Source organism: Clostridium brassicae (assembly GCF_026738875.1).
Classification (GTDB): Bacteria; Bacillota; Clostridia; order Clostridiales; family Clostridiaceae; genus Clostridium_H; species Clostridium_H brassicae.
In genome coordinates, this window is the sequence record NZ_JAPQFJ010000010.1 from 131,250 (window position 1) to 155,779 (window position 24,530).

The 24,530-nt window shown below is 27.9% G+C and carries 26 protein-coding genes and 1 rRNA gene; 22 read left to right on the plus strand and 5 right to left on the minus strand.

All coding sequences use genetic code 11. The features are described 5' to 3' along the window. Window positions 1-31: 31 nt before the first annotated feature. Entirely contained in the window at window positions 32-535 is a 504-nt protein-coding gene (locus tag OW729_RS11030) for a GNAT family N-acetyltransferase (RefSeq protein ID WP_268061563.1), read from the minus strand. Between the two features lie 123 nt (window positions 536-658). On the opposite strand from OW729_RS11030, the gene lspA reads away from it, so the two are divergent. Further along, on the plus strand, window positions 659-1,093 hold the full coding sequence (gene lspA / locus OW729_RS11035) for a signal peptidase II (protein ID WP_268061564.1): 435 nt from the start codon (window positions 659-661) through the stop codon (window positions 1,091-1,093). 285 nt (window positions 1,094-1,378) lie between these two features. Here the strand turns inward: lspA and OW729_RS11040 are convergent, their stop codons facing one another. Continuing rightward, window positions 1,379-2,023 (minus strand): undecaprenyl diphosphate synthase family protein, encoded by a 645-nt coding sequence (locus OW729_RS11040; RefSeq protein WP_268061566.1) that lies wholly within the window; start codon window positions 2,021-2,023, stop codon window positions 1,379-1,381. A 184-nt stretch (window positions 2,024-2,207) separates the two neighbouring features. Here OW729_RS11040 and OW729_RS11045 point away from each other — a divergent pair, with 184 nt between their 5' ends. Both OW729_RS11045 and OW729_RS11050 read left to right on the plus strand, forming a co-directional pair. Then, window positions 2,208-3,083 (plus strand): phosphatase PAP2 family protein, encoded by an 876-nt coding sequence (locus OW729_RS11045; RefSeq protein WP_268061567.1) that lies wholly within the window; start codon window positions 2,208-2,210, stop codon window positions 3,081-3,083. 205 nt (window positions 3,084-3,288) lie between these two features. Next, the gene (locus OW729_RS11050; protein WP_268061568.1) at window positions 3,289-4,659 is read left to right on the plus strand and encodes an MATE family efflux transporter; all 1,371 of its coding nucleotides are present in this window, start codon (window positions 3,289-3,291) and stop codon (window positions 4,657-4,659) included. Between the two features lie 42 nt (window positions 4,660-4,701). Here OW729_RS11050 and OW729_RS11055 read toward each other — a convergent pair whose 3' ends face one another. Then, a complete protein-coding gene (locus OW729_RS11055) occupies window positions 4,702-6,060 on the minus strand; it encodes a PFL family protein (RefSeq protein WP_407647663.1) in 1,359 nt (452 codons plus the stop codon). A gap of 21 nt (window positions 6,061-6,081) precedes the next feature. Further along, window positions 6,082-6,351, minus strand: a complete 270-nt coding sequence (locus OW729_RS11060; protein WP_268061569.1) for an ACT domain-containing protein — start codon at window positions 6,349-6,351, stop codon at window positions 6,082-6,084. 380 nt (window positions 6,352-6,731) lie between these two features. Between OW729_RS11060 and OW729_RS11065 the strand changes: the two genes are divergently transcribed. From OW729_RS11065 to OW729_RS11095, 7 genes are all read left to right on the plus strand, one after another. Further along, the gene (locus OW729_RS11065; RefSeq protein ID WP_268061570.1) at window positions 6,732-7,658 is read left to right on the plus strand and encodes an aminoglycoside phosphotransferase family protein; all 927 of its coding nucleotides are present in this window, start codon (window positions 6,732-6,734) and stop codon (window positions 7,656-7,658) included. A gap of 58 nt (window positions 7,659-7,716) precedes the next feature. Continuing rightward, window positions 7,717-8,880 carry a transglutaminase domain-containing protein gene (locus OW729_RS11070; RefSeq protein WP_268061571.1) on the plus strand — a complete coding sequence of 388 codons (1,164 nt, stop codon included), beginning with the start codon at window positions 7,717-7,719 and terminating at the stop codon, window positions 8,878-8,880. Then, on the plus strand, window positions 8,880-9,749 hold the full coding sequence (locus OW729_RS11075; RefSeq protein ID WP_268061572.1) for a radical SAM protein: 870 nt from the start codon (window positions 8,880-8,882) through the stop codon (window positions 9,747-9,749). The genes OW729_RS11070 and OW729_RS11075 overlap by 1 nt, the downstream gene beginning before the upstream one ends. A 113-nt stretch (window positions 9,750-9,862) precedes the next feature. Beyond that, the gene (locus OW729_RS11080; RefSeq protein ID WP_268061573.1) at window positions 9,863-10,156 is read left to right on the plus strand and encodes a hypothetical protein; all 294 of its coding nucleotides are present in this window, start codon (window positions 9,863-9,865) and stop codon (window positions 10,154-10,156) included. Between the two features lie 80 nt (window positions 10,157-10,236). Beyond that, window positions 10,237-10,518, plus strand: coding sequence for a hypothetical protein (locus tag OW729_RS11085; protein ID WP_268061574.1), 282 nt, complete (start codon window positions 10,237-10,239; stop codon window positions 10,516-10,518). Window positions 10,519-10,527: 9 nt separating this feature from the next. Then, window positions 10,528-11,370 (plus strand): PHP domain-containing protein, encoded by an 843-nt coding sequence (locus tag OW729_RS11090; RefSeq protein WP_268061575.1) that lies wholly within the window; start codon window positions 10,528-10,530, stop codon window positions 11,368-11,370. 143 nt (window positions 11,371-11,513) lie between these two features. Further along, on the plus strand, window positions 11,514-11,741 hold the full coding sequence (locus tag OW729_RS11095) for a hypothetical protein (RefSeq protein ID WP_268061576.1): 228 nt from the start codon (window positions 11,514-11,516) through the stop codon (window positions 11,739-11,741). A gap of 350 nt (window positions 11,742-12,091) precedes the next feature. Here the strand turns inward: OW729_RS11095 and OW729_RS11100 are convergent, their stop codons facing one another. Further along, window positions 12,092-13,051 (minus strand): MotA/TolQ/ExbB proton channel family protein, encoded by a 960-nt coding sequence (locus OW729_RS11100; protein ID WP_268061577.1) that lies wholly within the window; start codon window positions 13,049-13,051, stop codon window positions 12,092-12,094. Window positions 13,052-13,210: 159 nt separating this feature from the next. Here OW729_RS11100 and OW729_RS11105 point away from each other — a divergent pair, with 159 nt between their 5' ends. The 12 genes from OW729_RS11105 to OW729_RS11160 form a co-directional block, all read left to right on the plus strand. Next, the gene (locus OW729_RS11105) at window positions 13,211-14,365 is read left to right on the plus strand and encodes an amidohydrolase (protein ID WP_268061578.1); all 1,155 of its coding nucleotides are present in this window, start codon (window positions 13,211-13,213) and stop codon (window positions 14,363-14,365) included. A 302-nt stretch (window positions 14,366-14,667) separates the two neighbouring features. Further along, complete coding sequence (locus OW729_RS11110; protein ID WP_268061579.1) at window positions 14,668-14,853, plus strand: aspartyl-phosphate phosphatase Spo0E family protein; 186 nt, start codon at window positions 14,668-14,670, stop codon at window positions 14,851-14,853. Between the two features lie 217 nt (window positions 14,854-15,070). Next, window positions 15,071-16,000 carry a ribokinase gene (rbsK, locus tag OW729_RS11115; RefSeq protein WP_268061580.1) on the plus strand — a complete coding sequence of 310 codons (930 nt, stop codon included), beginning with the start codon at window positions 15,071-15,073 and terminating at the stop codon, window positions 15,998-16,000. Window positions 16,001-16,002: 2 nt separating this feature from the next. After that, window positions 16,003-16,398, plus strand: coding sequence for a D-ribose pyranase (gene rbsD / locus OW729_RS11120; RefSeq protein ID WP_268061581.1), 396 nt, complete (start codon window positions 16,003-16,005; stop codon window positions 16,396-16,398). Window positions 16,399-16,409: 11 nt separating this feature from the next. Further along, window positions 16,410-17,927 carry a sugar ABC transporter ATP-binding protein gene (locus tag OW729_RS11125; RefSeq protein ID WP_268061582.1) on the plus strand — a complete coding sequence of 506 codons (1,518 nt, stop codon included), beginning with the start codon at window positions 16,410-16,412 and terminating at the stop codon, window positions 17,925-17,927. A gap of 19 nt (window positions 17,928-17,946) precedes the next feature. Continuing rightward, window positions 17,947-18,876 carry an ABC transporter permease subunit gene (locus OW729_RS11130; protein ID WP_268061583.1) on the plus strand — a complete coding sequence of 310 codons (930 nt, stop codon included), beginning with the start codon at window positions 17,947-17,949 and terminating at the stop codon, window positions 18,874-18,876. 28 nt (window positions 18,877-18,904) lie between these two features. Beyond that, window positions 18,905-19,846 carry a ribose ABC transporter substrate-binding protein RbsB gene (gene rbsB / locus OW729_RS11135; RefSeq protein WP_407647664.1) on the plus strand — a complete coding sequence of 314 codons (942 nt, stop codon included), beginning with the start codon at window positions 18,905-18,907 and terminating at the stop codon, window positions 19,844-19,846. A gap of 215 nt (window positions 19,847-20,061) precedes the next feature. Further along, the gene (locus OW729_RS11140) at window positions 20,062-21,057 is read left to right on the plus strand and encodes a LacI family DNA-binding transcriptional regulator (RefSeq protein WP_268061585.1); all 996 of its coding nucleotides are present in this window, start codon (window positions 20,062-20,064) and stop codon (window positions 21,055-21,057) included. A gap of 174 nt (window positions 21,058-21,231) precedes the next feature. Continuing rightward, window positions 21,232-22,101 (plus strand): cation diffusion facilitator family transporter, encoded by an 870-nt coding sequence (locus OW729_RS11145; RefSeq protein ID WP_268061586.1) that lies wholly within the window; start codon window positions 21,232-21,234, stop codon window positions 22,099-22,101. A gap of 187 nt (window positions 22,102-22,288) precedes the next feature. Further along, a complete protein-coding gene (locus OW729_RS11150; RefSeq protein WP_407647665.1) occupies window positions 22,289-23,146 on the plus strand; it encodes an undecaprenyl-diphosphate phosphatase in 858 nt (285 codons plus the stop codon). A 365-nt stretch (window positions 23,147-23,511) separates the two neighbouring features. Then, window positions 23,512-23,955 carry a hypothetical protein gene (locus tag OW729_RS11155; RefSeq protein ID WP_268061587.1) on the plus strand — a complete coding sequence of 148 codons (444 nt, stop codon included), beginning with the start codon at window positions 23,512-23,514 and terminating at the stop codon, window positions 23,953-23,955. A gap of 461 nt (window positions 23,956-24,416) precedes the next feature. After that, a 16S ribosomal RNA gene (locus OW729_RS11160) occupies window positions 24,417-24,530 on the plus strand; the annotation flags it as partial.

The window sequence follows — 24,530 nt, forward strand, 5'->3', positions numbered from 1 at the left end:
AAATTTGATTATATTAGGAGTTATTGATAAATTAATATAATATTTTTTCAAAACATGGGAATGGGGAAGTTTGGTATCCAAAGTATACTTCTCCAGTCTTTATATAGCCACATTTTTCATAGAAATTTACTGAATTAAGGTTTTTGCTAAAGGCATCTAATCTTATAGAGTCATAATTTTTTTTGTGTCCTAGTTGTTCAGCAAAATCTATTAATTTTCTTCCAATACCTTTTCCTTGATAATTGGGAGATACAGCAAGTCTATGTATAACTAAAGTTTTTTTATTTGAGGTTAGCCAGTCTACATTACAATATTCTGGAGCTTGTTCTTCATTCAAAGTTATGGTTCCTAAATAAGAGTTATTATCTTTAATTACATAAAGGGAATGATTTTTTATATCTTTAAGAAAGATATCCCTATTTGGGTAAGAACTATCCCATTGGAATATACCTTTTTTTGATAGATTTTCTACTACATTTGACATTAAATCTAGTACACTCTGTAAATCTTTCTCAGTAGCTTGTATAATTTCCATGTTAATTCCTCCAAGGTTAAATTTAAGTAATACATAAATAAAATTTTACCATAATTAAAGAAGAATGTCTTTGTTATAATATTAATAATATATTTGCAGCTAAGGTAGAGAAAGGAGGATTATATGCTATTTTTTATAATTACAATTACTATAGTAATTTTAGATAGATTTAGTAAATCTATGGCGGTAAAAAAATTAAATGATAAAACGGTATATTTCATGAAACAAAAAATCCAGTTGTTTGTGATTGAGAATAGAGGAGTAGCTTTTAGTTTATTAACAGGAAAAGTAAAGATGATAATTAAGGTTAGTTTAATTTTACTTCTTGCTATGATTATTTATTTAATATTATTAATACAAAATGAAGGTCAATCTCTTTTGAAGATGGGAATCTCTTTTATGATAGGAGGGGGATTTTCAAATCTAGTAGATAGGATTTTATATGAGGGGGTAATTGATTATATATATATTAATTTTAAAAAATGTCCTGTGTTTAATTTTGCAGATATATTTATATTAATAGGTTCTTTAATGATTTTGATTTCAGCTTTAATATAGCTTGTTGATATTATGATGTTTAGTAGTTCATTATAAAGATATAATTTTATATTAAGAATTAAACTTTTAAAGTTAGTTTTCTTTAAAAATTGTTTAAGAATTTATTAACTTATTATAATTTCTTAAACAATTTTAATTATAGCTTTTGTTTTAAAAGAGTGTTTTTTACACTCTTTTAAAACTTCTTAGTATTTTTAAGGATATATTTTTAAATTACTGATTTCATTAATAATGGGAAAGTAAAATTCTATTTAGTTTAGATAATTGAGCGTCATTAAGTGATTTCTAGCCTCCAAGGGTTATATCTTGAGTCTCATACCATTTTAATGCTTCATAAAATTGATCTTGATTAAAATCAGGCCAATATTTATCTACAACATAAAAATCTGAATATATAGATTGTATTGGCAAAAATCCACTTAAACGTCTTCTTCCTCCCCATCTTATAATAAGATCTACTCTAGATATATCATTGCTTTTTATGTAATTATTTATAGTTTTTCGGTTAGTAGATTTATTTTCAATTAAATTCCCTAAATCCCATTCCCAACCATAATTAACTAAGAAATTTACTTTTGTTCCTCCTTTCCCAAAGGCTTTTCGAGTCGTATAATTTAAAAGTTCTTTTGGAAACATGGGAGAATCATAATTTCCCACAACTAATAATTCAGCATTTTCATGACTTAACATCTCTACAGCCTCAACACAAGCTTTAGAAAATGCTTCTCTCTGGATTTTAGGCCTTTTAGTATTATCAGTTGTAAATCCATAAAAAGTTAATTCTTTCACTCCTATTTTTTGGCATAACTTAAATAGCATTAAACCAGGTGCAAGCCCCCAGGAATATCCTTTTTCTTTAGACATTCCATTTAATAAAGACCATCGTCTATTACCATCAGGTATTACACCTATATGTTTAGGAATCCTCATAATTTCACCTACCAATTTTACAGTATATTTATCTATTAGTATATCCAACAAATACTAGAATATTATAGGAATTTATTTTTTCATATGAAAGTTAGTAATTTACTAATTAAAGTAGTATTTGGTAGAATATTTACTTAACTTATGATAAAATAACTTATTATCTTATACTTAGGAGGAATAAGTTTTGAGTGACTTATTAACTAGTGACATAAATATACAAATCATAAGGTATTTTCAAAGTTTTTCTAATCCTATTCTAGACAAATTAGCAGAGTTTATTACTATGATGGGAGAAGAATATTTTTTTATATTAGTTATAGCGATTATATTTTGGTGTGTTAATAAAAAATTTGGATATAGGCTAGGGTTTACACTTATTTTTAGTATGATATTTAATGGAGGGATTAAGGAAGCTTTAAAAGTTCCTAGAGTTTTTGGAACAGAGGGAATAAGAAGTCTTAGAATAGAAACAGCAACAGGGTATTCATTTCCAAGCGGACATACCCAAGGAATAACAACCTTTTGGGCTTATATAATGAGTAGTATAAAGAAAAAATGGACATATATTTTGGGAACTATAATTATAGTACTAGTAGGTTTTTCTAGAATATATTTAGGAGTTCATAGACCTGTAGACATTATAGGGGGAGTTGTCTTTGCTTTGGTTTGGGTATTTATAGCTAATAAAATACTCAATAATTTAGAATATAGAAGAAGTAAAGCTGGTATTTTAATTGTTATAATTTCTATGATTATAGGATTATATTTTTTAAAATCACAAGACTATTATAAAGCGTCAGGAACCGTTATTGGATTGTGTATTGGGTATTTTATAGAAAGTAAATACATAAAGTTTAATGAAAAAGGCAATTTAATTCAAAACATATTAAAGCTTATAATAGGAATAACAATGGTTCTAATAATTAGATCTGTTTTAAAGATTATATTACCACAGTATTTAATTTTTGATTTTATTAGGTATACTGTTGTTGGATTATGGATGACAGTAGGTGCACCTTGGACGTTTATTAAATTAAGACTTTCTTTAGAAAATTTATAGGATGTTTTAAGAGTATTAAATGAATCTTATTTTCGAAAGAATTATGAAATTATGATAATAAAACACATGATATAAATTTTCATATATGATATAATATGGTTATAAAATTTTAAAATATAATATATAAGTTCTATGAACTTAAAGTGAAGAAGCAAACCACTTTGAAAAACCTTCAAAGTGGTTTATTTTTTGATGGAGGGGTTACATGGAAGGAAAAATTGTTAGTAATTTAAAGGAGCAAAGTTTTTACAGAACATTATTAAAAGTAGCATTTCCGATAATAATTCAAAATTTTATAGTATCTTCCTTAAATATGATTGATACTATGATGATTGGAAAGCTAGGAGAAATTGAAATTGCTTCTGTAGGAATAGCAAATCAATATTTTTTTCTATTTAATTTGATTGTTATGGGCATTTTTAGTGGGTGTGGAATTTTTATATCCCAATTTTGGGGAAGAAAAGATGTAAAAAATATAAGAAAAATGCTTGGAATAGGCTTAGTATGTGGAGGAAGTGTTGCTATTATATTTACTCTATTAGCAGCTATTTTACCAAAACAAATTATAAGTATATTTAATACAAATCCACAAGTAATAGAATTGGGAACACAGTACATTAGGGTAGTTTGTTTAAGTTATATATTTACTACAATAACCTTTAATTTTGCTTTTGCATCTAGATGTATTGAACATGCTATATTACCTATGATAGTAAGTAGTTTTGCTATTTTATGTAATGTGTTTTTTAATTATATGTTTATATTTGGACATTTTGGAGCAAAACCTATGGGGGTTAAAGGAGCAGCTTTAGCTACTGTAATAGCTAGGATATTTGAATGTATAGTATTAATAGGATATATATATTTATCTAAAGGAGTACTAGCTGCAAAGTTTAATGAAATGTTGAATTTTGGTAAAGAATTTGGAATTAAAGTGTTTAAAACAGTTAGTTCAGTAGTTTTAAATGAAGCGTGTTGGGGGCTAGGCTTTGTTATATATTCTGTAGCATATGGAAGAATAGGGGCTAAAGCAATGGCGTCTATTCAGATATGTAATACAGTACAGAATTTATTCATGGTTATAATTTTTGGAATAGCAAACGCTTCTGTAGTTATGATTGGAAACAAAATAGGGGCTAATTGTGAAGAAGAAGCAAAACAATATGGCAAGAAATTAATAAAACTTGCTTGTGTTATAGCTTTAGGTTTAGCATTAATGCTGTATTTAAATTCTAAGAAAATACTACAAATTTTTAATATTTCTAATGAAGTTTATCATGATAGTTTAATTATTCTTTATATTATGTCACTTATAATGATTGTAAGAGTATTTAATATAACAATGATAGTTGGAATATTAAGAGGTGGGGGAGATACAAAATATGCATTAAAATTAGAAGCGATAACTATGTGGTGTATAGGAGTTCCAATATCGTTTATAGGAGCATTTTTATTTAAATTCCCAGTGTATATTGTATATGCACTTGTAACTATAGAGGAGGTAATTAAAGCTATTACAGCTTTTAGGAGGTTTTTATCAAATAAATGGGTTAAAAATGTAATAAGTGATATTTAATTTACAATAAAAAAAATGTTGCGACGCAACATTTTTCTTTTATTAATTTTTAAAGCTGTGTATTGGTGCAGGTATGTGTCCACCTCTATTTACAAAATTAGCACTACTAAAGTTACTTACTCTCATTATAGGAGCACTACCAAGTAGTCCGCCAAATTCAACTTTATCTCCTAAAGTTTTGCCGTAAACAGGTATTATTCTGACAGCAGTAGTTTTATTGTTAATTACTCCTATAGCTGCTTCATCTGCTATTATAGCAGAAAGTGTTTCTGCAGGAGTATCCCCAGGTATTGCTATCATATCTAAACCTACAGAACAAACACAAGTCATAGCTTCAAGTTTTTCAATATTTAATGAATTATTAAGTACTGCATCTATCATTCCCGCATCTTCACTAACAGGGATAAATGCACCACTTAATCCTCCCACACTAGAAGCAGCCATTATACCACCTTTTTTAACAGCATCGTTTAATAAAGCGAGAGCAGCTGTTGTACCTGGAGCTCCGCAACTTTCAATTCCCATTTCCTCTAAAACGTGTGCAACGCTATCACCAACAGCAGGAGTAGGTGCTAAAGATAGATCTATTATTCCAAAAGGAACATTTAATCTTCTAGAAGCTTCTTCAGCAACAAGTTGCCCCATTCTTGTTATCTTAAAAGCAGTTTTCTTTATAGTTTCTGCAACTACATCAAAACTTTCACCTTTAACTGTTTCAAGAGCTGATTTTACAGTTCCTGGTCCGCTGACACCTACGTTAATTATAGACTCTGCTTCCCCAATTCCATGAAAAGCTCCTGCCATAAAAGGATTATCCTCTACGGCATTAGCAAAGACAACAAGTTTAGCACAGCCTATGCTACTAGAGTCTTTAGTTAATTCAGCCGTCTTTTTTATTATATGCCCCATTTCTTTTACTGCATCCATATTTATGCCATTTTTACTTGTGCCTATATTTACAGAAGAGCAAACTTTATCTGTTACACTTAATGCTTCTGGAATAGACTGGATTAATTTTCTATCACCAATAGAATATCCTTTATGTACTAAAGCAGAAAAACCTCCTATAAAATCTATACCTAAAGTTTTTGCAGCTCGGTCTAGGGTTTTTGCAAACTCTACATAATTATCATCTCCGCAGGATTCTGCTATTAAAGCAATAGGAGTTACAGATACTCTTTTATTAATAATAGGTATTCCATATTCAGTTTCAATTTCATATCCAACTTTAACTAGATTTTCTGCATATCTAGTTATTTTGTCGTATATTTTATCTCTAGATTTTTTACCATCAAAAGAACAGCAATCTCTTAAGGAAATACCCATGGTAATAGTACGTATGTCCAATTTCTCTTTCTCAATCATTTTTATAGTTTCAATTATTTGGCTTTGGTTTATCACGTACTTCACATCCCTTCTATTTTATATATTATGCATAGAATTAAAGATATCTTCATGTTGAATTTTTACAGATAGCCCCATATCCTTTCCTTTGCTAGCAAGGATATCTTTTAATTCATTAAAGTTTTTTGTAGATTTAGATAAATCAACTAACATTATCATTGTAAAATATTCTTGAAGAATTGTTTGGCTTATGTCTAGAATATTTACATTTGATTCTGCAAGAACAGAGCTTATAGAAGCTATAATCCCTGTTTTGTCTTTACCTAATACAGTTATTATTGATTTCATAGTATAATCCTCCTTCGATTACAAATTCTACTTGGGTTAAAATATAAGTACTATGTTATAACAAAAAAACAGAAAATACAATAAGTTTAGAATAATTTAAAATTTAATTATTTTAAACTTATTGTATTATATCTTTTGATTCATTCTTTTTGAATAGTAAAGCTTTATCTAGCATTTGTTAAGCCTATATATTTTATGTATAATAGTTAGTACACATTCAAAGAGGATTTACATGTATATATGAGGTGAATTATAAAGTTTTATCATTTTAAAAATACTTAAAGCTTAAAATATTTATATATTGAGAATATTGTTAAAACAAATTATAATTAAAGATGAAAAACTAAACTTAATAAGCAATTTAAGGTGGAAAAAGTAAAATGGAATCGAAAATAAGAAATTTAGTTATTGATAATGTTAATCAAAATCCATTAAAAATAGAAAAAATGAATCTGGGTTTTACAAATAAAGTATATAGTGTAAAGGTAGGCAAAGATGAAATTATAGTTAGAACAAACAATTCTCCAGAGGTTTTTAAAAAACTAGAGCATAATTTAAAGAAACTAAAAGAAATAGAACTACCTGTACCTAATATTTTGCATATTGATTTAAGTAAAAATAATTATGATTTTGCTTATGTGATTTTAGAAAAAATTCAAGGAAGAGATTTAAGATATGAAATAGAAAAAATGTCCATTAGTGAAATGAAGGATGTAGCAAAAGAAATAGTTGAGTATCAAAGGATTACTATGAATTTACCACAAGGTGAAGGGTTTGGAAAGTGTAACATAGGTGAAAAAGGAATATTCAATAATTGGGCTGAATTTATAGAAAATGAGATTACTCAACTAAAAAGTATTTTTGAAGATGTTTTAGGGGTAAGTTATTTTCAAAATATAGTTAGATCATTTACTTTATTAAGAGAATATTTTAATAAAATCAAGCCATTATGCTTTTTAGATGAAGCATCTTTAAGAAATGTAATTATCAATAAAGGCAAGATAGAAGGTCTTATAGATTTTGATTGGATATGTTATGGAGATCCTTTATATAATGTAGCTTTGATTCAGATAGGAACATTACTGCATCTAGATAATAAATGTATGTATTATGTAGAAGAAATATGTAAACAATGGGGTATTAACAAACATGAACGAATAGTTATAGATTTCTATTCTATTATACATATAGGACATTTTTTAACATTCCAATTAAAAATGAATAATACAGAAATAATTAATAAATTAAAATATATTGCAGAAAAACTAAATTATAAAATTTTAGCGGAGTTACTTATTAATCAATAGGTTATAGATTTGCAGATTACCAGCATACTAATGTGGTTAAGGGGGAGTGGGGGATTTTATGAGAGGAAAAAATAAAGGAATAAGGACGTTTATATTTTCATTATTTGCAATTTTACTTTTTACATTTAGAATTTCCTTTGCAACGGAGCTTACATATAAAGTTTTACAGCCTAAAAATAATGTTGACATTAATAAGGTTTGGACAATAAATTTTAATAAAAAAATTGACGCACAAACTATTAATAATATAAAAATTATAGATAAAGCAGATAATGCAAATATTGAGCTTAAGTTTAATTATGATGAAGATAACAAATGTATTAAAATTACAGCTGTTAACGGATATGATTATGGAAAAACTTATTCTATAATGGTTGAGGATGGGGTTAAGTCTATAGATGGCAAAAATATTGGACAACCTACAAAAATGGATTTCACTACATCAGCCCCACAATATAAAATAGATAGCTATGAAAAGTTCTATTCAGCAATAAAGTATGCTTTGCATAATTTTGAGAATAAATTAGATGTACAGATTGTTAATTATAATTCTAAAGATTATAAATTAGATACAATAAATAAGATTATAGAAGAAAATCCTAATATTGATTATGGCTATAATGGAGCTGAAGCCTCAATAACTTCTTATAGTAATGGTTCTGCTAAAATGTCAATAAACATTAAATATGAGTTTTCAAAAGAAGAAATGAAGAATATGAAGGAACTATCTGAGAAAAAAGCAAAAGATATAATTGGGAAGATTATTAAGCCTAATATGAGCGATTATGAAAAAGAATTAGCTATACATGATTATATAGCAAACAATTCAAGTTATGATAAAAGAATATTTACGAATAATATTCCTATAGAGTCTTATACAGATTATGGAATTCTTATAAAAGGAGTAGGGGTATGCTCAGGATATGCTCGAGCTATGTATAGATTACTAAATATGGCTGGAGTTGAGTGTTTATATGTTGTAGGCTATGGTCTTGATGATTCTACATCCGTCCCTCATGCATGGAATATGGTTAAAATTGAAGGGGAGTATTACCATTTAGATGTAACATGGGATGACCCAATTGTTTCTTCAGGAAAAGACATAGTAACATATAACTATTTTAATTTAACTGATGAAAAAATGCAGCTTGATCATTCATGGGATAGTAAAAAATACCCGAAATGTACAAGTACAAAATATACTTATAGGAGGACAAATTAATGAGATATGAAGGCGCAGTATATAGACCCCCAAGTGAAGCTTATAGCTTGATAATTCAAGTTACCTTAGGGTGCTCTCATAATAAATGTACATTTTGTAATATGTTTAAAGATAAAAAATTTAGAGTAAGAAAGCTAGAAGATGTTTTTATTGATTTAGAAATGGCTAGAAATTATTATAGTGTAGTAAAACGAGTATTTTTAGCTGATGGAGATGCCCTAGTTTTAAAAACAGAGGATTTAGAAAGAATTATAGTAAAGGTAAAAGAATTATTTCCTGAATGTGAAAGAATAGGAATATATGCAACTCCTAAAGATATATTAAGAAAGAGTGAGGAAGATTTAATTAAGCTTAAAAATTTAGGATTAGACATAATATATCTTGGAATTGAGTCAGGAAGCGATGAAATCCTAAACGATATAAAAAAAGGAGCTACATCTTCAGAAATTATTGAGGCAGGACAAAAAGTTAAGAAAACAGGAATAAAGTTGTCAGTAACACTAATATCAGGGATTGGTGGAAAAGAAAAGTGGAAAATCCATGCAGTAGAATCAGCTAGAGTAATTAGTGCAATAAACCCAGACTATTTAGGGGTTTTAACTTTAATAGTTGAGCCAGGTACTGAAATGTACGATAAAGTTGGAAATGGTGAAGTCATCCTATTATCACCTAAAGAAGTTATGATTGAAACAAGAGAATTTATAAAAAATCTAAATGTAGATGGATGTGTTTTTAGAAGCAATCATGCATCTAATTATGCGCCGTTAGCAGCAACTTTAAATGAGGAAAAAGACAGGCTTTTGAATCAATTAGATAATTTTATAGAGAATGCTCATGAGTTTAAAAATGAGATATATAGAAGGTTATAATAATTTTGAAAATTAACAAATTATTAATGGTTTTTTAAGGGTTAATTAATACTATATTTATAAAAGTTATGATATAATATGCCTAAATTAAAAGATAAAAGAGAGGTGTAGTAATGGAATATAGAAATAATGTAGGTATTAAAGGTTCCATAAAGTCAATAACATCAATAGTTATTGGTATTCTAATTTTCTTTTTGATTTTAAAAGGTATATTTATACTACTACCTTTCGCTATAGTTGGTTGGCTCGGTTATAAAGGTATAAAGTATATATCTAATAAATCAAATAAATTTTCAAGTAATAAGAAGAATGATGATTTTGAAGTAAGTGAAATTTATCAAAGTGATAATAAAGATTTATATCAATCTAATGCGATAGATGTAGATTATGAAGAAATAAATAAATAAATTTACAATAAAAAGTGGCATTTTCTAGTGCCATTTTTTATTATATAATAAGAAGCTTATTATGGTTGGTGAATTAATAAATGAAAGTAAGGAGTAAAATAATAAATACTTCAGGACAAATTGTTGGTACAATAGTTGAATATAAGGTGAAAATCTTAGGAGAAATAGTGGGTTTAATAGCAGAAGCGGCAGAAAATGAAGAACTTGCTTATAACTCTAGAATAATTTCCAAGAAAGTTGGAAATTTTATGGGTAAAGTATTAAAGCAGTCTTCTAGTGCTGCAAGTAATATGATTTATAAAGGATATAAAACAAGTAGCTCTAAAAAGTATAAACATAAAAATAAAAGACGAAAAAAATGAGGGAGAGTTATGACATTAGATGAAAATATTAAAGTTGATTTGCATATTCACTCAAACGCATCAGATGGTACCTATAGTCCTAATGATATAGTTTATGAATCTATGAAAAAGCAACTAGGATTAATCTCATTAACTGATCATGATGAAGTTAAAAATATAGAGATTACTAAAAAAATAGCAAAGGAAAATGGTATTAAGTTTTTGCCTGGAATTGAGGTTTCAAGTACTTTAGAAGGAGAACTTTTTCATGTGTTAGCTTATGGAACAGATAATTTTAATAAGCAACTATTAGAACTACTAGAGCACAATAGATATATACTTGAAAAAAAGGATGATGATTCTATAAGGTATTTAATAGATAAGGGATATGAGATAGATTATTTTAAATATGAAAAATACGAATATGATAATTCAAGAGGTGGATGGAAGACGTTGAATTTTCTCATTGACGAGAATTTATGTAAAGATGTAAAAGATTATTTTACTAGACTTTTCAATGAAAAAGGTGGATTTGAATTTCCAGAGTTTCCTCATACTTCAGAGGTCATAAAAATAATAAAAAAATCAGGAGGGGTACCAGTTTTAGCTCATCCTTATTATGGAAAAGACGATACTCCTGTAAAAGAGAAATTAGATGAATTTTTAAAGTTAGGGATAGAAGGCGTAGAATGTTTTCACCCTAATCATGACATAGAGAAATCAGAAATGTGTTATAAATGGTGTGTAAAAAATGGACTTATAATAACAGCAGGCTCAGATTTTCACGGGGGTTTTATTGAAGAGAGAAGTATGGGAAAACCTGAGATGAAATTGAAAGATATAAGGTTAGGAAAATTAATAGATTATATATAAATAAAATTATTACTTTTTGAGATAAGAATATTTTTTATAATAATAATAAAAATTCTAAAAACATTGTAGTAAAATAAGTTGCAAAAACTAATGTTTTATAAATATAATAGTATTAGTATAAAATCAAAAAGGGGAGATACAATTTGGGCATATTGATTGGGATTATTTTCGTTATAGCACTTTTAGTAGCTTTATTTGCTGTGTTAGGTGTTATAATGTTACCAATAGCTGGAGTAGCTTTAGTTATAGGATTTATAATTACAGTTATATCGTTATTGTGTGGATTAATAAAATTAGTTTTTTCTTTGCCTATGCTAATAGTGATAATTATATTGTTTATGATATATAAATCAGAAAAGAATAGAGCATAAAGTGATTTTTTTATCCATATAACCTTAAAATGAATGTATTTTTTACATTCATTTTAAAATTATATATAAAGTAACAGGGGTAAAACTTTTATAGTTCTACCCCTGTTTGTCTTTTGTTTTTTATCTTTTGCTACTAAATGTACTAGTTATATTCTTGAGTTTATTAATTATTTTTTAGTGCGTTATTTACATTATTTGGATTTTTCTCTAGTATTTTTATAATTTATCTTTTGTTACCTTTATTATATAACATATAAATACAAAATTCAATAAAAAAACCGAAAAAATTAAGAAAAAACTAAAAAAAATAACTTTTATATTGCCATATGTCGAAAAATGCAGTTTACTTATTAAATGTCTATAAAGGAGATATCTTTCTCTATAAAATATATGCCTTCATTATTTATTATCATAATTAACTGAGATGTTACTTCTTCTTTTTTTGAGGTTCTACAATATTCTAAAATTGAGAGAAACTTTTCTATATTACTAACTGTTTTTGATAAAATTCCATCATTGACTAAAGATGAAGGTATGTGATCAAGATTTGAGAAAAAATTTTTGAAATTGTTGTTTGGTTTATAAGTTACACCTATTATAAGAGATATATTATCATCATTAATAAATATTTCTTCCTTTATATAATTTATTTTATTTCTTAATTTATCTATATCGATGGTGTGACCTGGATTAATTATATCGATTAAAATTTTTTCATTATCTGTTCTTGCTACATAATCAAATATGTATCCATCAAATTCATAATTGTCTATAAAATCGTATTCATTGGCACCATAATGGATTTTTAGATTATCTAGTTGTCCTTCGGTGACTTTAGGAAGTAAATATTTTGAGTTTAAAAGGCAATATATATTACATAAAATATCTTTTTTGGTTAAATTGTATTTTATGTCGATTTTTTTTATATATCTTTGAAGTTCAAAATATTTTTCTGGAGGAAAAATATAACTAAATATATTGTCTATAGCTAATAAATTCATATTTTGTATACAAGGTATGAGTTTTTCACAAATAGTTATCAATTTAAAATCGTTTATATCTATATGAGAATCTTTTATGTATGGAATTTTTTCAAGTTCCATAATAAATTTAATATGTTCAGCGGAATAACCTTCAATTATTAGGCCTATGCCTTTTTTTAGAAAACTTATTTCAACTAAAGTTTCATCATATTGATAAAAAGGCATATCTTTTAGAGCTAAAAATCCTTTTGTCTTAATGATATTTAAACACGCTATAACAGTTGCAGCTAAATTTGATTTTCTTGAGTCAAGGGAATGAAAATTCATAACATCACCTCTAATTAACTAAATTTTTCATACTATTCCATATTATGAATGTACACTATATTTGAATAAGTGTAAACACTTATTCAAATAAAATTTTAATTAAATATGGTAGAATAACAAAGGAGTGTAATAAAATAATTTTGAAGGGATGTGAATAAATTGATTTTAATTGAAAATGGAAAGATATATACAATGACAGGTAAAAATTATGTTAATGGTAGCGTACTTATACATGAAGGAAAGATTATAGATGTAGGTGAAAAAATACGTGTCAAAAAAGATGTTAAGAGAATAGATGCAAAAGGAGGATGGGTTTTACCTGGATTTATTGAAGCTCATTGTCATATTGGGATAAATGAACAGGATATGGGATTTGAAGGTTTAGATGTGAACGAATCTACTGATCCAATTACACCGGAGTTAAGAGCTATTGATGCTATAAATCCTATGGATTCAGCTTTTAAGGATGCAATAAAAGCAGGAGTCACAACTGTCATGACAGGACCAGGGAGTGCTAATGTTATAGGTGGACAATTTGTAGCTATGAAAACAAAAGGTAATTGTATAGAAAACATGATTTTATTAGAAAAAGCTGCTATAAAGGTAGCTTTGGGAGAAAATCCTAAAAGGGTATATAGAGAGAAAAAGAGAATGCCTTCTACTAGAATGGCTACTGCCAGTTTATTAAGAGAAACTCTTTTTAAAGCAAAGCAATATAAATTAAAAAAAGAAAAAGCTATTAAAGAAGAAAGAGACTTTGAAGAAAATTTAAAAATGGAAGCTCTAATAGATGTAATAGATAAAAAAATACCTCTAAAAGCCCATTGCCATAGGGCAGACGATATATTAACAGCTATTAGGATCGCTAAAGAATTTGATGTTAATATGACTTTAGATCATTGTACTGAGGGACATTTAATTAGTGATTATATAAAGGATTCTGGAAAAAGTGCAATTGTTGGTCCAACGCTTACTTCTAGATCCAAAATAGAAGTTAAAAATAAAACGTTTAAAACAGCTGGTGTTTTAAATAAAAAAGGTGTGAAAGTCGCTATCACTACAGACCATCCAGTTGTTCCTATTGAGTATTTACCTATATGCGCTGCCTTTGCTGCTAAAGAAGGTTTAGAAATAAATGAAGCACTAAAAGCTATAACAATTAATGCAGCAGAAATTTGTGGAATAGAAGACAGAGTGGGAAGTATAGAGATAGGAAAAGATGCAGATATAGTAATTTTTGATGGAAATCCATTAGAGATATTTACTAAAACAATGTACACTATTATAAATGGAGAAGTAGTATATAGTATGTAGGGTATATCTATTGCTTTAAAACGAGATTTATAATATTAATTTAAGCCCAATAAAATTAATGAGCTAAACTTTAAGTAATAAAGCTAGAATAATATAGTGTACTTAGTTATGTTAGAAAAGTTAATTATATAAAGGAACTGTTATGGTTGTATAATAATCATAGCAGTTTTTATATGGAATAAATTTCAAGAAAAGTGTTGAAAAAATATGTAAAATATGGTATAAAAATATTGAATTTAAAAAAAATACATATTTTAAAGTTGAAGAAATGTAGAAGCACTACATAAGAGGAGGAAAAATAATTGAAATTATATAAATATATTGGTGGAAAAACTGAGAATATTGTTGAAAGAGAAATAAAAAATCTAAAACATAAGTTTAATGATTTAATAGTTAATAAAAATATTATGGATTGTGAAGTGGTGGAACTTAGTAAAAATATAGATGAATTATTGATACACTATATAAAATTTAATGTGAAAATATGAATATATACTTTATCCAAACAAAATATAAATATATATACTTTGTTTGGATAAAGTATATAAAGTGAAATAATTTTAGCATAGTATATAATTATCCAAATATTCAATATATATCTTTTAAAATAAAATATTTTTTATTGACAGATATAAAAAAATATTTTATTATTTAGTTAACCGATTAAGTAAACCGATTAAGTAAGCAAAAAGGAGGAAATACCTTGTGAACAATATATGTGTGTTAGGTAGCATAAATATGGATGTGGTTTTAAAAGTAAATAGAATGCCTAAAGTTGGAGAAACAATATTTTCTACGGACATTAAAAATATACCTGGTGGTAAAGGCGCTAATCAAGCAGTGGCATGTTCTCGACTTGGTGCAAACGTATACATGATTTCTAAAGTTGGTATGGATGGAAATGGGCAAGTTTTAGTCAAAGAACTTCTAAAAGATAATATAAATGTAGATTTTGTATTTAGAGAAGAAAAATTTTTAACAGGAATGGCAATGATAACTGTAGATAAAGAGGCTAATAATTCTATTATTGTAGCATCTGGGGCCAATATGTATATAGAAAAATCAGAAATAAATAAAGCTAGAGAAGCTATAGAAAAAAGTGATATAGTTATAGCTCAATTCGAAACACCTGTAGAAGCAACTATACAAGCTTTTAAAATTGCAAAAGAAAGTAATAAAACTACAATTTTAAATCCTGCTCCTGCAAAAAAGATAGATAAAGAACTACTTAAGTATACTGACATTATTATTCCAAATGAAACTGAAGCTTTTGAAATTACAGGAGTAGAAGTTAAAGATTTAGAGGATGCAGAAAAAGCTTCAAGGGTTCTCTTTAAAGAAGGAGTAAAATGTGTAATTATAACGTTGGGTTCTAAAGGTGCAGCTGTAATTACTAAAGAAGATTCAGAAATGGTTTCTGCTTTTAAAGTTGAAGCTTTAGATACAACTGCAGCGGGAGACAGTTTTATAGGGGCTTTTGCCAGCAATTTGAGTGTAGAAAATTTAAATTTTGATAATATAAGATTATCTGTAAAATTTGGCAATAAGGTATCTTCAATTGCAGTTCAAAGAGAAGGAGCTCAGCCTTCTATTCCTTATTTAAGAGAAATAAAAGAAATATATGTGGAGGAATAAAAATGAAAAAAACACCATTACTAAATAGTACTATATCGGAAATGATAGCGAAGATGGGGCATAACGATACTATAGCTATAGGAGACTGTGGATTACCAATACCAGATTGCACGAAAAGGATAGATTTAGCTCTTGTAAAAGGGATTCCAACTTTTGAAGATACATTAAAAGCTGTGTTGCTAGAACAACAAGTTGAAGAAGTTATAGTTGCGAAAGAAACTAAAGAAGTAAGTCCACATGTTTTTGAAATTATTAAAAATGAAGTAGGGGATGTAAAGATAACGTTTATTTCTCATGAGGAACTTAAAGAAGAACTTAAAAATTGTAAGGGAGTAATTAGAACAGGAGAACAAACTTCTTATGCAAATGTAATTTTAAAATCAGGCGTTGTTTTTTAAGGAGGATTACGATGGAAAATCAAAAGAAACCTATGCTCCAAATGATTGATATTAAGAAATATTTCCCGGGAGTTAAAGCTTTAGATGGGGTTAATCTTAATGCTTATGGTGGAGAAGTTTTAGCTTTGTTAGGAGAAAACGGTGCCGGAAAATCTACTCTTATGAAGATATTAAGTGGAGTATATAAAAAAGACTCAGGAAAAATTCTTATAGAGGGGGAAGAAGTAGAACCTTCTAATATAAAGGAAGCAGAAAAATTGGGAGTTGCTATAATTCATCAGGAATTAAGTGTTTTACCTAATTTAACAGTAGAAGAAAATATATTTTTAGGGAACGAAAGGTATAGCAAATATACTAGAAAGATAAATAAAAAACTATTAAGAGAAAGAAGTACTATGTTTTTAGAACAGATAGGATGTAAGGTGAATCCAGATGCTTTGGTTAAAGATATAAATGTAGGTGATCAGCAGATGATAGAAATTGCTAAGGCTTTAACCAAGAATTCTAGAATCATAATAATGGATGAACCTACAACAGCTCTTACTGAAGTTGAAACAAAAAAACTGTTTGAAGTTGTTAATAAACTTAAAGAAAAAGGCATAGCAGTTATTTATATATCTCATAGAATGGAAGAGATATTTACTATATGTGATAAAGTTACAGTTTTAAGAGATGGAAAATATGTAGGGGAATCTTTAACTAAAGATGTAAGCTATGATGAATTAATTAGTATGATGGTAGGAAGAAAATTAGAAGAGCAATTTCCATATAAAAAAGTTAAACCTGGAAAAATGCTTATGAAAGTTGAAAATTTAAATTATAAGAATAAAGTTAAGGATATAAATTTTGAAGTTAAAGAAGGAGAGATATTGGGAATAGCAGGGCTTATGGGCTCAGGAAGAACTGAACTTGCTAAAACTATATTTGGAGAATATAAGAAAGAATCAGGTGAAATATTTATTGAAAATGAAAAAGTAGTTATAAATTCACCTAAATATGCTATAAAAAATGGAGTATGTTATTTATCTGAGGATAGAAAAAAAGAGGGATTAGTCCTTGGAATGACTGTTGGAGATAATATGACTATTTCAAACTTAGTTAAATATGAAAATTCTATAAAAAGAATTGATAAGGTAAGAGAGAAAAAGGATGTAGAAGAATATATTAAAAAGCTATCTGTAAAGACACCTAGCTCTGATCAAATAATTAAAAACTTAAGTGGAGGAAATCAGCAAAAAGCAATACTTGCAAAATGGATTATGTTATCTCCAAAGGTTTTGATTATAGATGAACCTACTAAGGGAATAGATGTGGGAGCTAAAAAAGAAATTTATGAGGTCTTAAACGAATTAAAAGAAATGGGAAAGGCTATTATAATGATATCTTCAGATATGCCAGAAGTTCTTGGTGTAAGCGATAGGATATTAGTTATGCATGAAGGAAAAATTACAGGTGAGCTAAGTCATGAAGAAGCAAATCAAGAAAAAATAATGAAGTATGCTGTTGTAGCTACTCATGAAAATCAATAAAGAACAAAGGAGAAAGTGTATGAAAAACGATTTAAAAAAGAATTTATTAAAATATAAATCACTTTTAGGTCTAATAGTTTTGTGTATTGTAGTAGCAATTATTTCACCGAGATTTTTAACTGTATCTAATATTAAAAATGTTCTTACTCAGGTTTCAGTAAATACAGTTATTGCAGTTGGAATGACTTTTGTAATACTAACTGGAGGAATAGATTTATCAGTAGGTTCAACATTGGCTATATGTGGAGCTGTAGCTGCAGCTATTACTAAAGGAACAGGAAATGTTTTCATGGCTATTGTTGTATCTTTAATTATTGGGGCTGTAGTTGGGTTTATCAATGGTTTTTTTGTTTCAAAAGGGAAAATACAAGCTTTTATTGTTACTTTAGCTACCATGACTATATTTAGAGGAGTTACACAAGTATATACCAATGGTACTCCTATTTCAGGACTTGGCAAGGATTTTGGAGTAATAGGAAATAAAACTTTATTGCAGATACCGATACCGGTAGTTATTACTATAGTTGTATTTCTTATTGCTTATTATGTATTAAGTGAAACAAGATATGGAAGATATTTATATGCTTTAGGTGGAAATGAAGATTCAGCAAGACTTTCAGGAATTAATACAAATAGAACAAAGACAGCAGTTTACATTATTTCCGGTATAACAGCGGCTATAAGTGGAATAATAGTTACAAGTAGAATTGGTTCTGCATCAGCTACTGCTGGGGTAGGGTATGAACTTGATGCGATTGCTGCAGTTGTACTTGGCGGAACAAGTTTATCAGGCGGGGAAGGTAGTGTAGCAGGTACGATAATAGGAGCACTTATTATTGGAGTATTAAATAATGGGCTCAATCTTATGAATGTATCACCTTATTATCAATTAATTGTTAAAGGATTAGTAATTTTATTAGCTGTTATGATTGACAAAAAAAATAAATAATTAAAAAACTAAAGTAAAAAAGGAGGATATGCAAATGAAAAAAAGACTTACTTCAATTTTATCTGTAATTTTAATGATTTTCTTTATTGGAGGAACTGTAGGGTGCGCAAAGAAAACAGCAGAAAAGCCTGCTGAAGGAGAACAAAAAGGTAATAAAGTAGGTATGGTATTGTCTACTCTTAATAATCCTTTCTTTGTTTCAATGAAAGAAGGAGCGGAAAAGAAAGCTAGAGAAATGGGATATGAACTAATAGTATTAGATTCTCAAAATGATTCTTCTAAAGAGAGATCTAATGTAGAAGATTTAATTCAAAAAGGAGTTAAAGTCTTGATAATTAATCCAACAGATAGTGATGCAGTGGCAAATTCAGTTCAAGCTGCTAATGATGCAAAAATACCTGTTATAACTGTAGATAGACAATCTAATGGTGGAGAGATTATAAGTCATATAGCTTCTGATAATGTAAAAGGTGGAGAAATGGCGGCTAACTACATTGTAGAAAAATTAAAAGATAAAAAAGAGATAAAATTAGTTGAGCTTCAAGGAATACCAGGAGCGTCAGCGACAAGAGAAAGAGGAGAAGGATTCCATAAAGTTATAGATGTAAAAAATAATATTAAAGTGATATCAAGCCAAGCTGCTGATTTTGATAGAACAAAAGGACTAAATGTAATGGAAAATGTAATTCAAGCACAACCTCAATTTGATGCAGTATTTGCACATAATGATGAAATGGCTCTTGGTGCAGTAAAAGCATTAAAAACTGCAAATAAAAAAGTTATTATAGTAGGCTTTGATGGTAATCAAGACGCTAAAGATGCTATTTCAAAAGGAGAAATGACTGCAACAGTAGCTCAACAACCTGATTTAATGGGAATTGCTGCAGTAGAAAATGCTGATAAGGTAATAAAAGGCGAAACTGTAGAAAAAACAATTCCAGTAGAACTTAAACTTATCGAAAAAAAATAAGATAAACCAAATCTTTTAATTAGAAAACGTCGATAATTTCGACGTTTTCTAATTGTACATTTATATATTTTAATACTTTATCCAATTGATACTGATGCTGGATAATAATTTCTAATTATTGGGGAGTTTAAAGTCTCATTTGAAGCCAAGAGTCCTATTTATCTGTTATAATATATTGTGTTATATTAATAAGTATGAAGGAGCTACATAAAAATATGAACAAAGTTACAATGAAGGATATAGCAAATATAGCTGGTGTATCTAAGGCTACTGTTTCCATGGTTTTAAACAATAAAGCTATTAGCATAAGTGATAATACAAAGGAAAGAATATTAAAAATTGCTAAGGAATTAAATTATATACCTAATGGAGTTGCTAGAAGCTTAAGTACAAATAAGTCTCAAACTATAGGAATAATTGTACCAGATATAATTAATCCTTTCTTTTCAGAAATAGCTAGAGCAATTGAAGATACTGCTAATAAGTTAGAGTATAATGTTATATTTTGTAATACAGACAGTAATAGTAAAAAAGAAGAAAAATACATAAAACTTCTTATAAGTAAATTAGTAGATGGTGTGATATTTATAACTGGAGAAGGAGATATACATAGCTTAGATATATTAAATAAAAATAATATTCCTTTTGTTCTTGTAGATAGAGATATAAGCAATAAAGAGAATTATTGTGGTGTTTACTGTTTAAATGAAGAGGGAGTAAGGGAAGGAGTAGAATATTTATTACAGAATGGAAAGAAAAAGATCGCTTTTGTAAGTGGAAATAAAAGTTTAAAAATATCATTTCAAAGAATTAAGGGATATAAAGATGTAATGATGGAACACAATTTATATGATGAAAATTTAATTTTTGAAGGTGATTTTACTATTGAAGGTGGCATGAAGATTACAGAAGAGATAATTAATTACGATAAAAATATTGAAGCTATCTTCTACAGTAATGATATAATGGCATTAGGCGGAATGAAGTTTCTTGTAAGAAAGGGTTATAATATACCTAATGACATAAGTATTATAGGATTTGATAATATAAAAATTTCAAATTTTGTTGAACCTGAATTAACTACTATAGCCCAACCTATTTATGAAATGGGTGAAAAAGCTTGTCAAGTACTTATTGAGATAATAAATGGGAATCCATCTAGAAAGCAGATGTATTTTAAACCTAAATTAATAGTTAGAGGAACTACGTAATATACTAAATAACATGTTACTAATAAAGGGTAATTAAGAGGAAATTAATTACCTTTTATTAGTAATTACCATTATCAATTGATAATAAAAATTACAAAGAAAAATAGTTGCATATTACATATATAGTGCATATAATGTATAGTATATATTATCAATTGGAAATGGGGAATGAAATTGGAGCCAAAGGAAAGACTTCGAATAGGGAATAGAATATCTAAGATAACTATAGTTGTAAATGTAATATTATCTATAGTGAAAGTGGTTGCAGGAATTTTTGGAAAGAGTAGTGCTATGATATCAGATGGAGTACATTCTTTATCAGATGTTATGAGTACGTTTTGTGTTATGATAGGGTTGAAAATGTCACAGAAACCTGGAGATGTTGATCATCCTTATGGACATGAAAAATATGAGCCTGTTTTTGCTAAAATGCTTGCTGTTATTTTGGGGACTACAGGTATAATGATTGGATATAAGTCCATACAAATAATTAGATTAGGACAATATAATATTCCAGGTAAAATAACTATTTTTGCTGCTCTCTTGTCAATTATTACAAAAGAATGGATGTATAGATATACAATTAAAGGAGCTAAAAAAATAGATAGTTCTGCTCTTCTTGCAGATGCTTGGCATCATAGGTCAGATGCATTTTCATCTATTGGGACTTTAATAGGAGTGGTTGGTGCAAGAATAGGCTATCCAATTTTAGATCCAATAGCTTCAATAGTTATATGTATAATAATACTTAAGGTTGCAGTAGAGATATATATTGGAGCAGTAAATCAATTAATGGATTGTGCTGCAGATAAAGATACGATTAATAAAATAATAAAAGATATTGAAGGTATAAGTGGAGTTCTTAAAATAGATGATTTAAAAACAAGAGTACATGCAAGTAGATTGTATGTTGATGTTGAGATATCAGTAAGCAAGGAGTTATCACTATTAGATGCGCATGATATAGCAGAAAAAGTTCACTTTAAAATAGAGGAAAGTAATTCTAAAGTAAAACATTGCATGGTACATGTTAATCCTTATTAAATAAAAGTAGACAATCGATATTAATAAAGAGTATAATTTCTATGTATATATAAGTAAGAGTATAATTTTAACATTACTAAACTTATAAAATATAATTATTTAATGAAAATTTTATACAGCAAAAATAATGCCATGTTTTAACAATGTTAAAACATGGCTAATAAAAAACAGAAAGAGAGGGTGGATTGTGGTAAATTTTATATTTATACTTAAAGCTATTATTATAGGTGTAGTAGAAGGAATTACTGAATTTTTACCAGTATCTTCTACAGGGCATATGATTATTGTTGGAAATCTTATAGGGTTTAAAGAGGGAATTCTTCCAAGAACTTTATATTCTAAGACATACATAGACATGTTCAATATGGTTATTCAATTAGGAGCTATATTAGCTATAATTTTTTTGTATTGGGGTAAAATCACAGATACCTTTAAAGATTTTTGGCCAACTAAGCCTAAATCAGGATTTATGTTTTGGTTTAAGATAGGCGTAGCTTGTATACCAGCGGGAGTACTGGGAATATTATTTAATGATAAAATAGAAGAAAAACTATTTTATCCAATGCCTGTAATTGCAGCTTTGATAGTTGGAGCGTTATGGATGATTTTTGCTGAAAAAAAATACAGAAGAAATTTTAAAACAAAATCAATAGACGATATAACAATAAGGCAAGCTTTTGTTATAGGATGTTTTCAATGTTTAGCTTTGTGGCCTGGAATGTCAAGATCAGCATCTACTATAATAGGTGGTTGGATTAGCGGGCTTTCTACAGTTGCGGCAGCTGAATTTTCTTTCTTTGTGGCTATACCAGTAATGGTAGGTGTTACAATTATATCTTTGTCTAAGCATTTAGTAGCTGTAAATGCTATTCAAATTATAGCTTTAGCTGTTGGGTTTATAGTTTCCTTTATTGTTGCGTTGGTTGTTGTTGATAAATTTATTTCATTTTTAAAGAAGAGACCTATGAGAGTATTTGCTATGTATAGAATATTTGTAGGAGTATTGCTTTTAATATTAGTGTTTACAAATGTAGTGAAGTTCTAATTATATATAAGGGTTTCTAAAATTAAAATGATGTACTTTTATTTATTTTTAGAGAATAAATTCGCAAAAGAGTCTAGTAAAAAATTTTTACTAGACTCTTTTTTATTTTGTATAGTCAAACTTCTTATGTTATGTAATATATATGATTAACTATAATACATAATAAAATTTATATATAATTGAAATTTTATTTAAAAATTAGAACTCTTTTTAAACATAGCTTTTTAAAAGTGAATAAGTTCTAAGAATAACTAATGTGGTTTAAAAGGTGTTTAATATTATTTTTTACATTATTTATAGATAGATGGAAATAATAAAAGTGTAGTATAGATAAGATTGAAATTTATATTGAAGGAGCTGATTTTATGAATTGGAATAAAAAAATTGAAGATATAATAAGAGATGGTAAGTGGACCAAAAATTCTATTAGGTTAGGAAGGGTTCAATGTGGCAAACTTGTAGAGGAAAAAGGAAGCTTAGCTTTGTTTATAGTGTCAGATATTCTTATGAAACCTTTATATACAAAAGTTGAGAAAATGGTAGTTGCAGATAATGAGATAGTTGTATTTTATGATGAAAAATTTGGCGCATTATTAGAAGAAGGGGAATATGAAAAGTTCTCTAGATTTTTTAATAAAGAAGAGTGGGATGTTTTATTTGGTGGAGATACTATAGATAGATTAGATAAAATGGAATTAATACATGAGAGGGAAGGATTTTATATAGAACCTCATGAAACTATGGAAGCTTATTTAGGAAAATATGATCAAAATGCAACAAAAGATTTATGTTCTCAATATAATTTATAAAAATATTTTTATTAAGCTATTTTAAGGAGCAAGTAAATTAAGCATTTCTACAGGAAACTTAAAATAGCTTATTGAATTTGTAAATAAACTATACCTTGTGTGTCTATATAAAAAAATAGAATAAATTAAGAGAAAATGAAAGAAAAAGGTGGATAATTTATTTAAATGTCGATTGCTATGAAAAAATAGATTAAAGTATTTGTTACAATAACATTCGTCGTCACAAAACACTAGCTTTAAAAACAAAAAATGAGTTTGAAAAGCGAGGTAAAAAGTGTTGACAAAAGAAAGAAAGTAATATAAAATTACTAATGTCGTCGAAAGATGAAAATGGTCTTTGAAAATTAAACAGAAGTTGATATAAAGTCAGTCAATTCTAAAGAGCAAGGAAACTCAGCAAAGCTGAGTAAGCGAACATTACAAAATCGTAGATTTTGGATGCCTGCTTAAGATTAAACTTTTAAATTGAGAGTTTGATCCTGGCTCAGGACGAACGCTGGCGGCGTGCCTAACACATGCAAGTCGAGCGATGAAATTCCCTTCGGGGAATGGATTAGCGGCGGACGGGTGAGTAA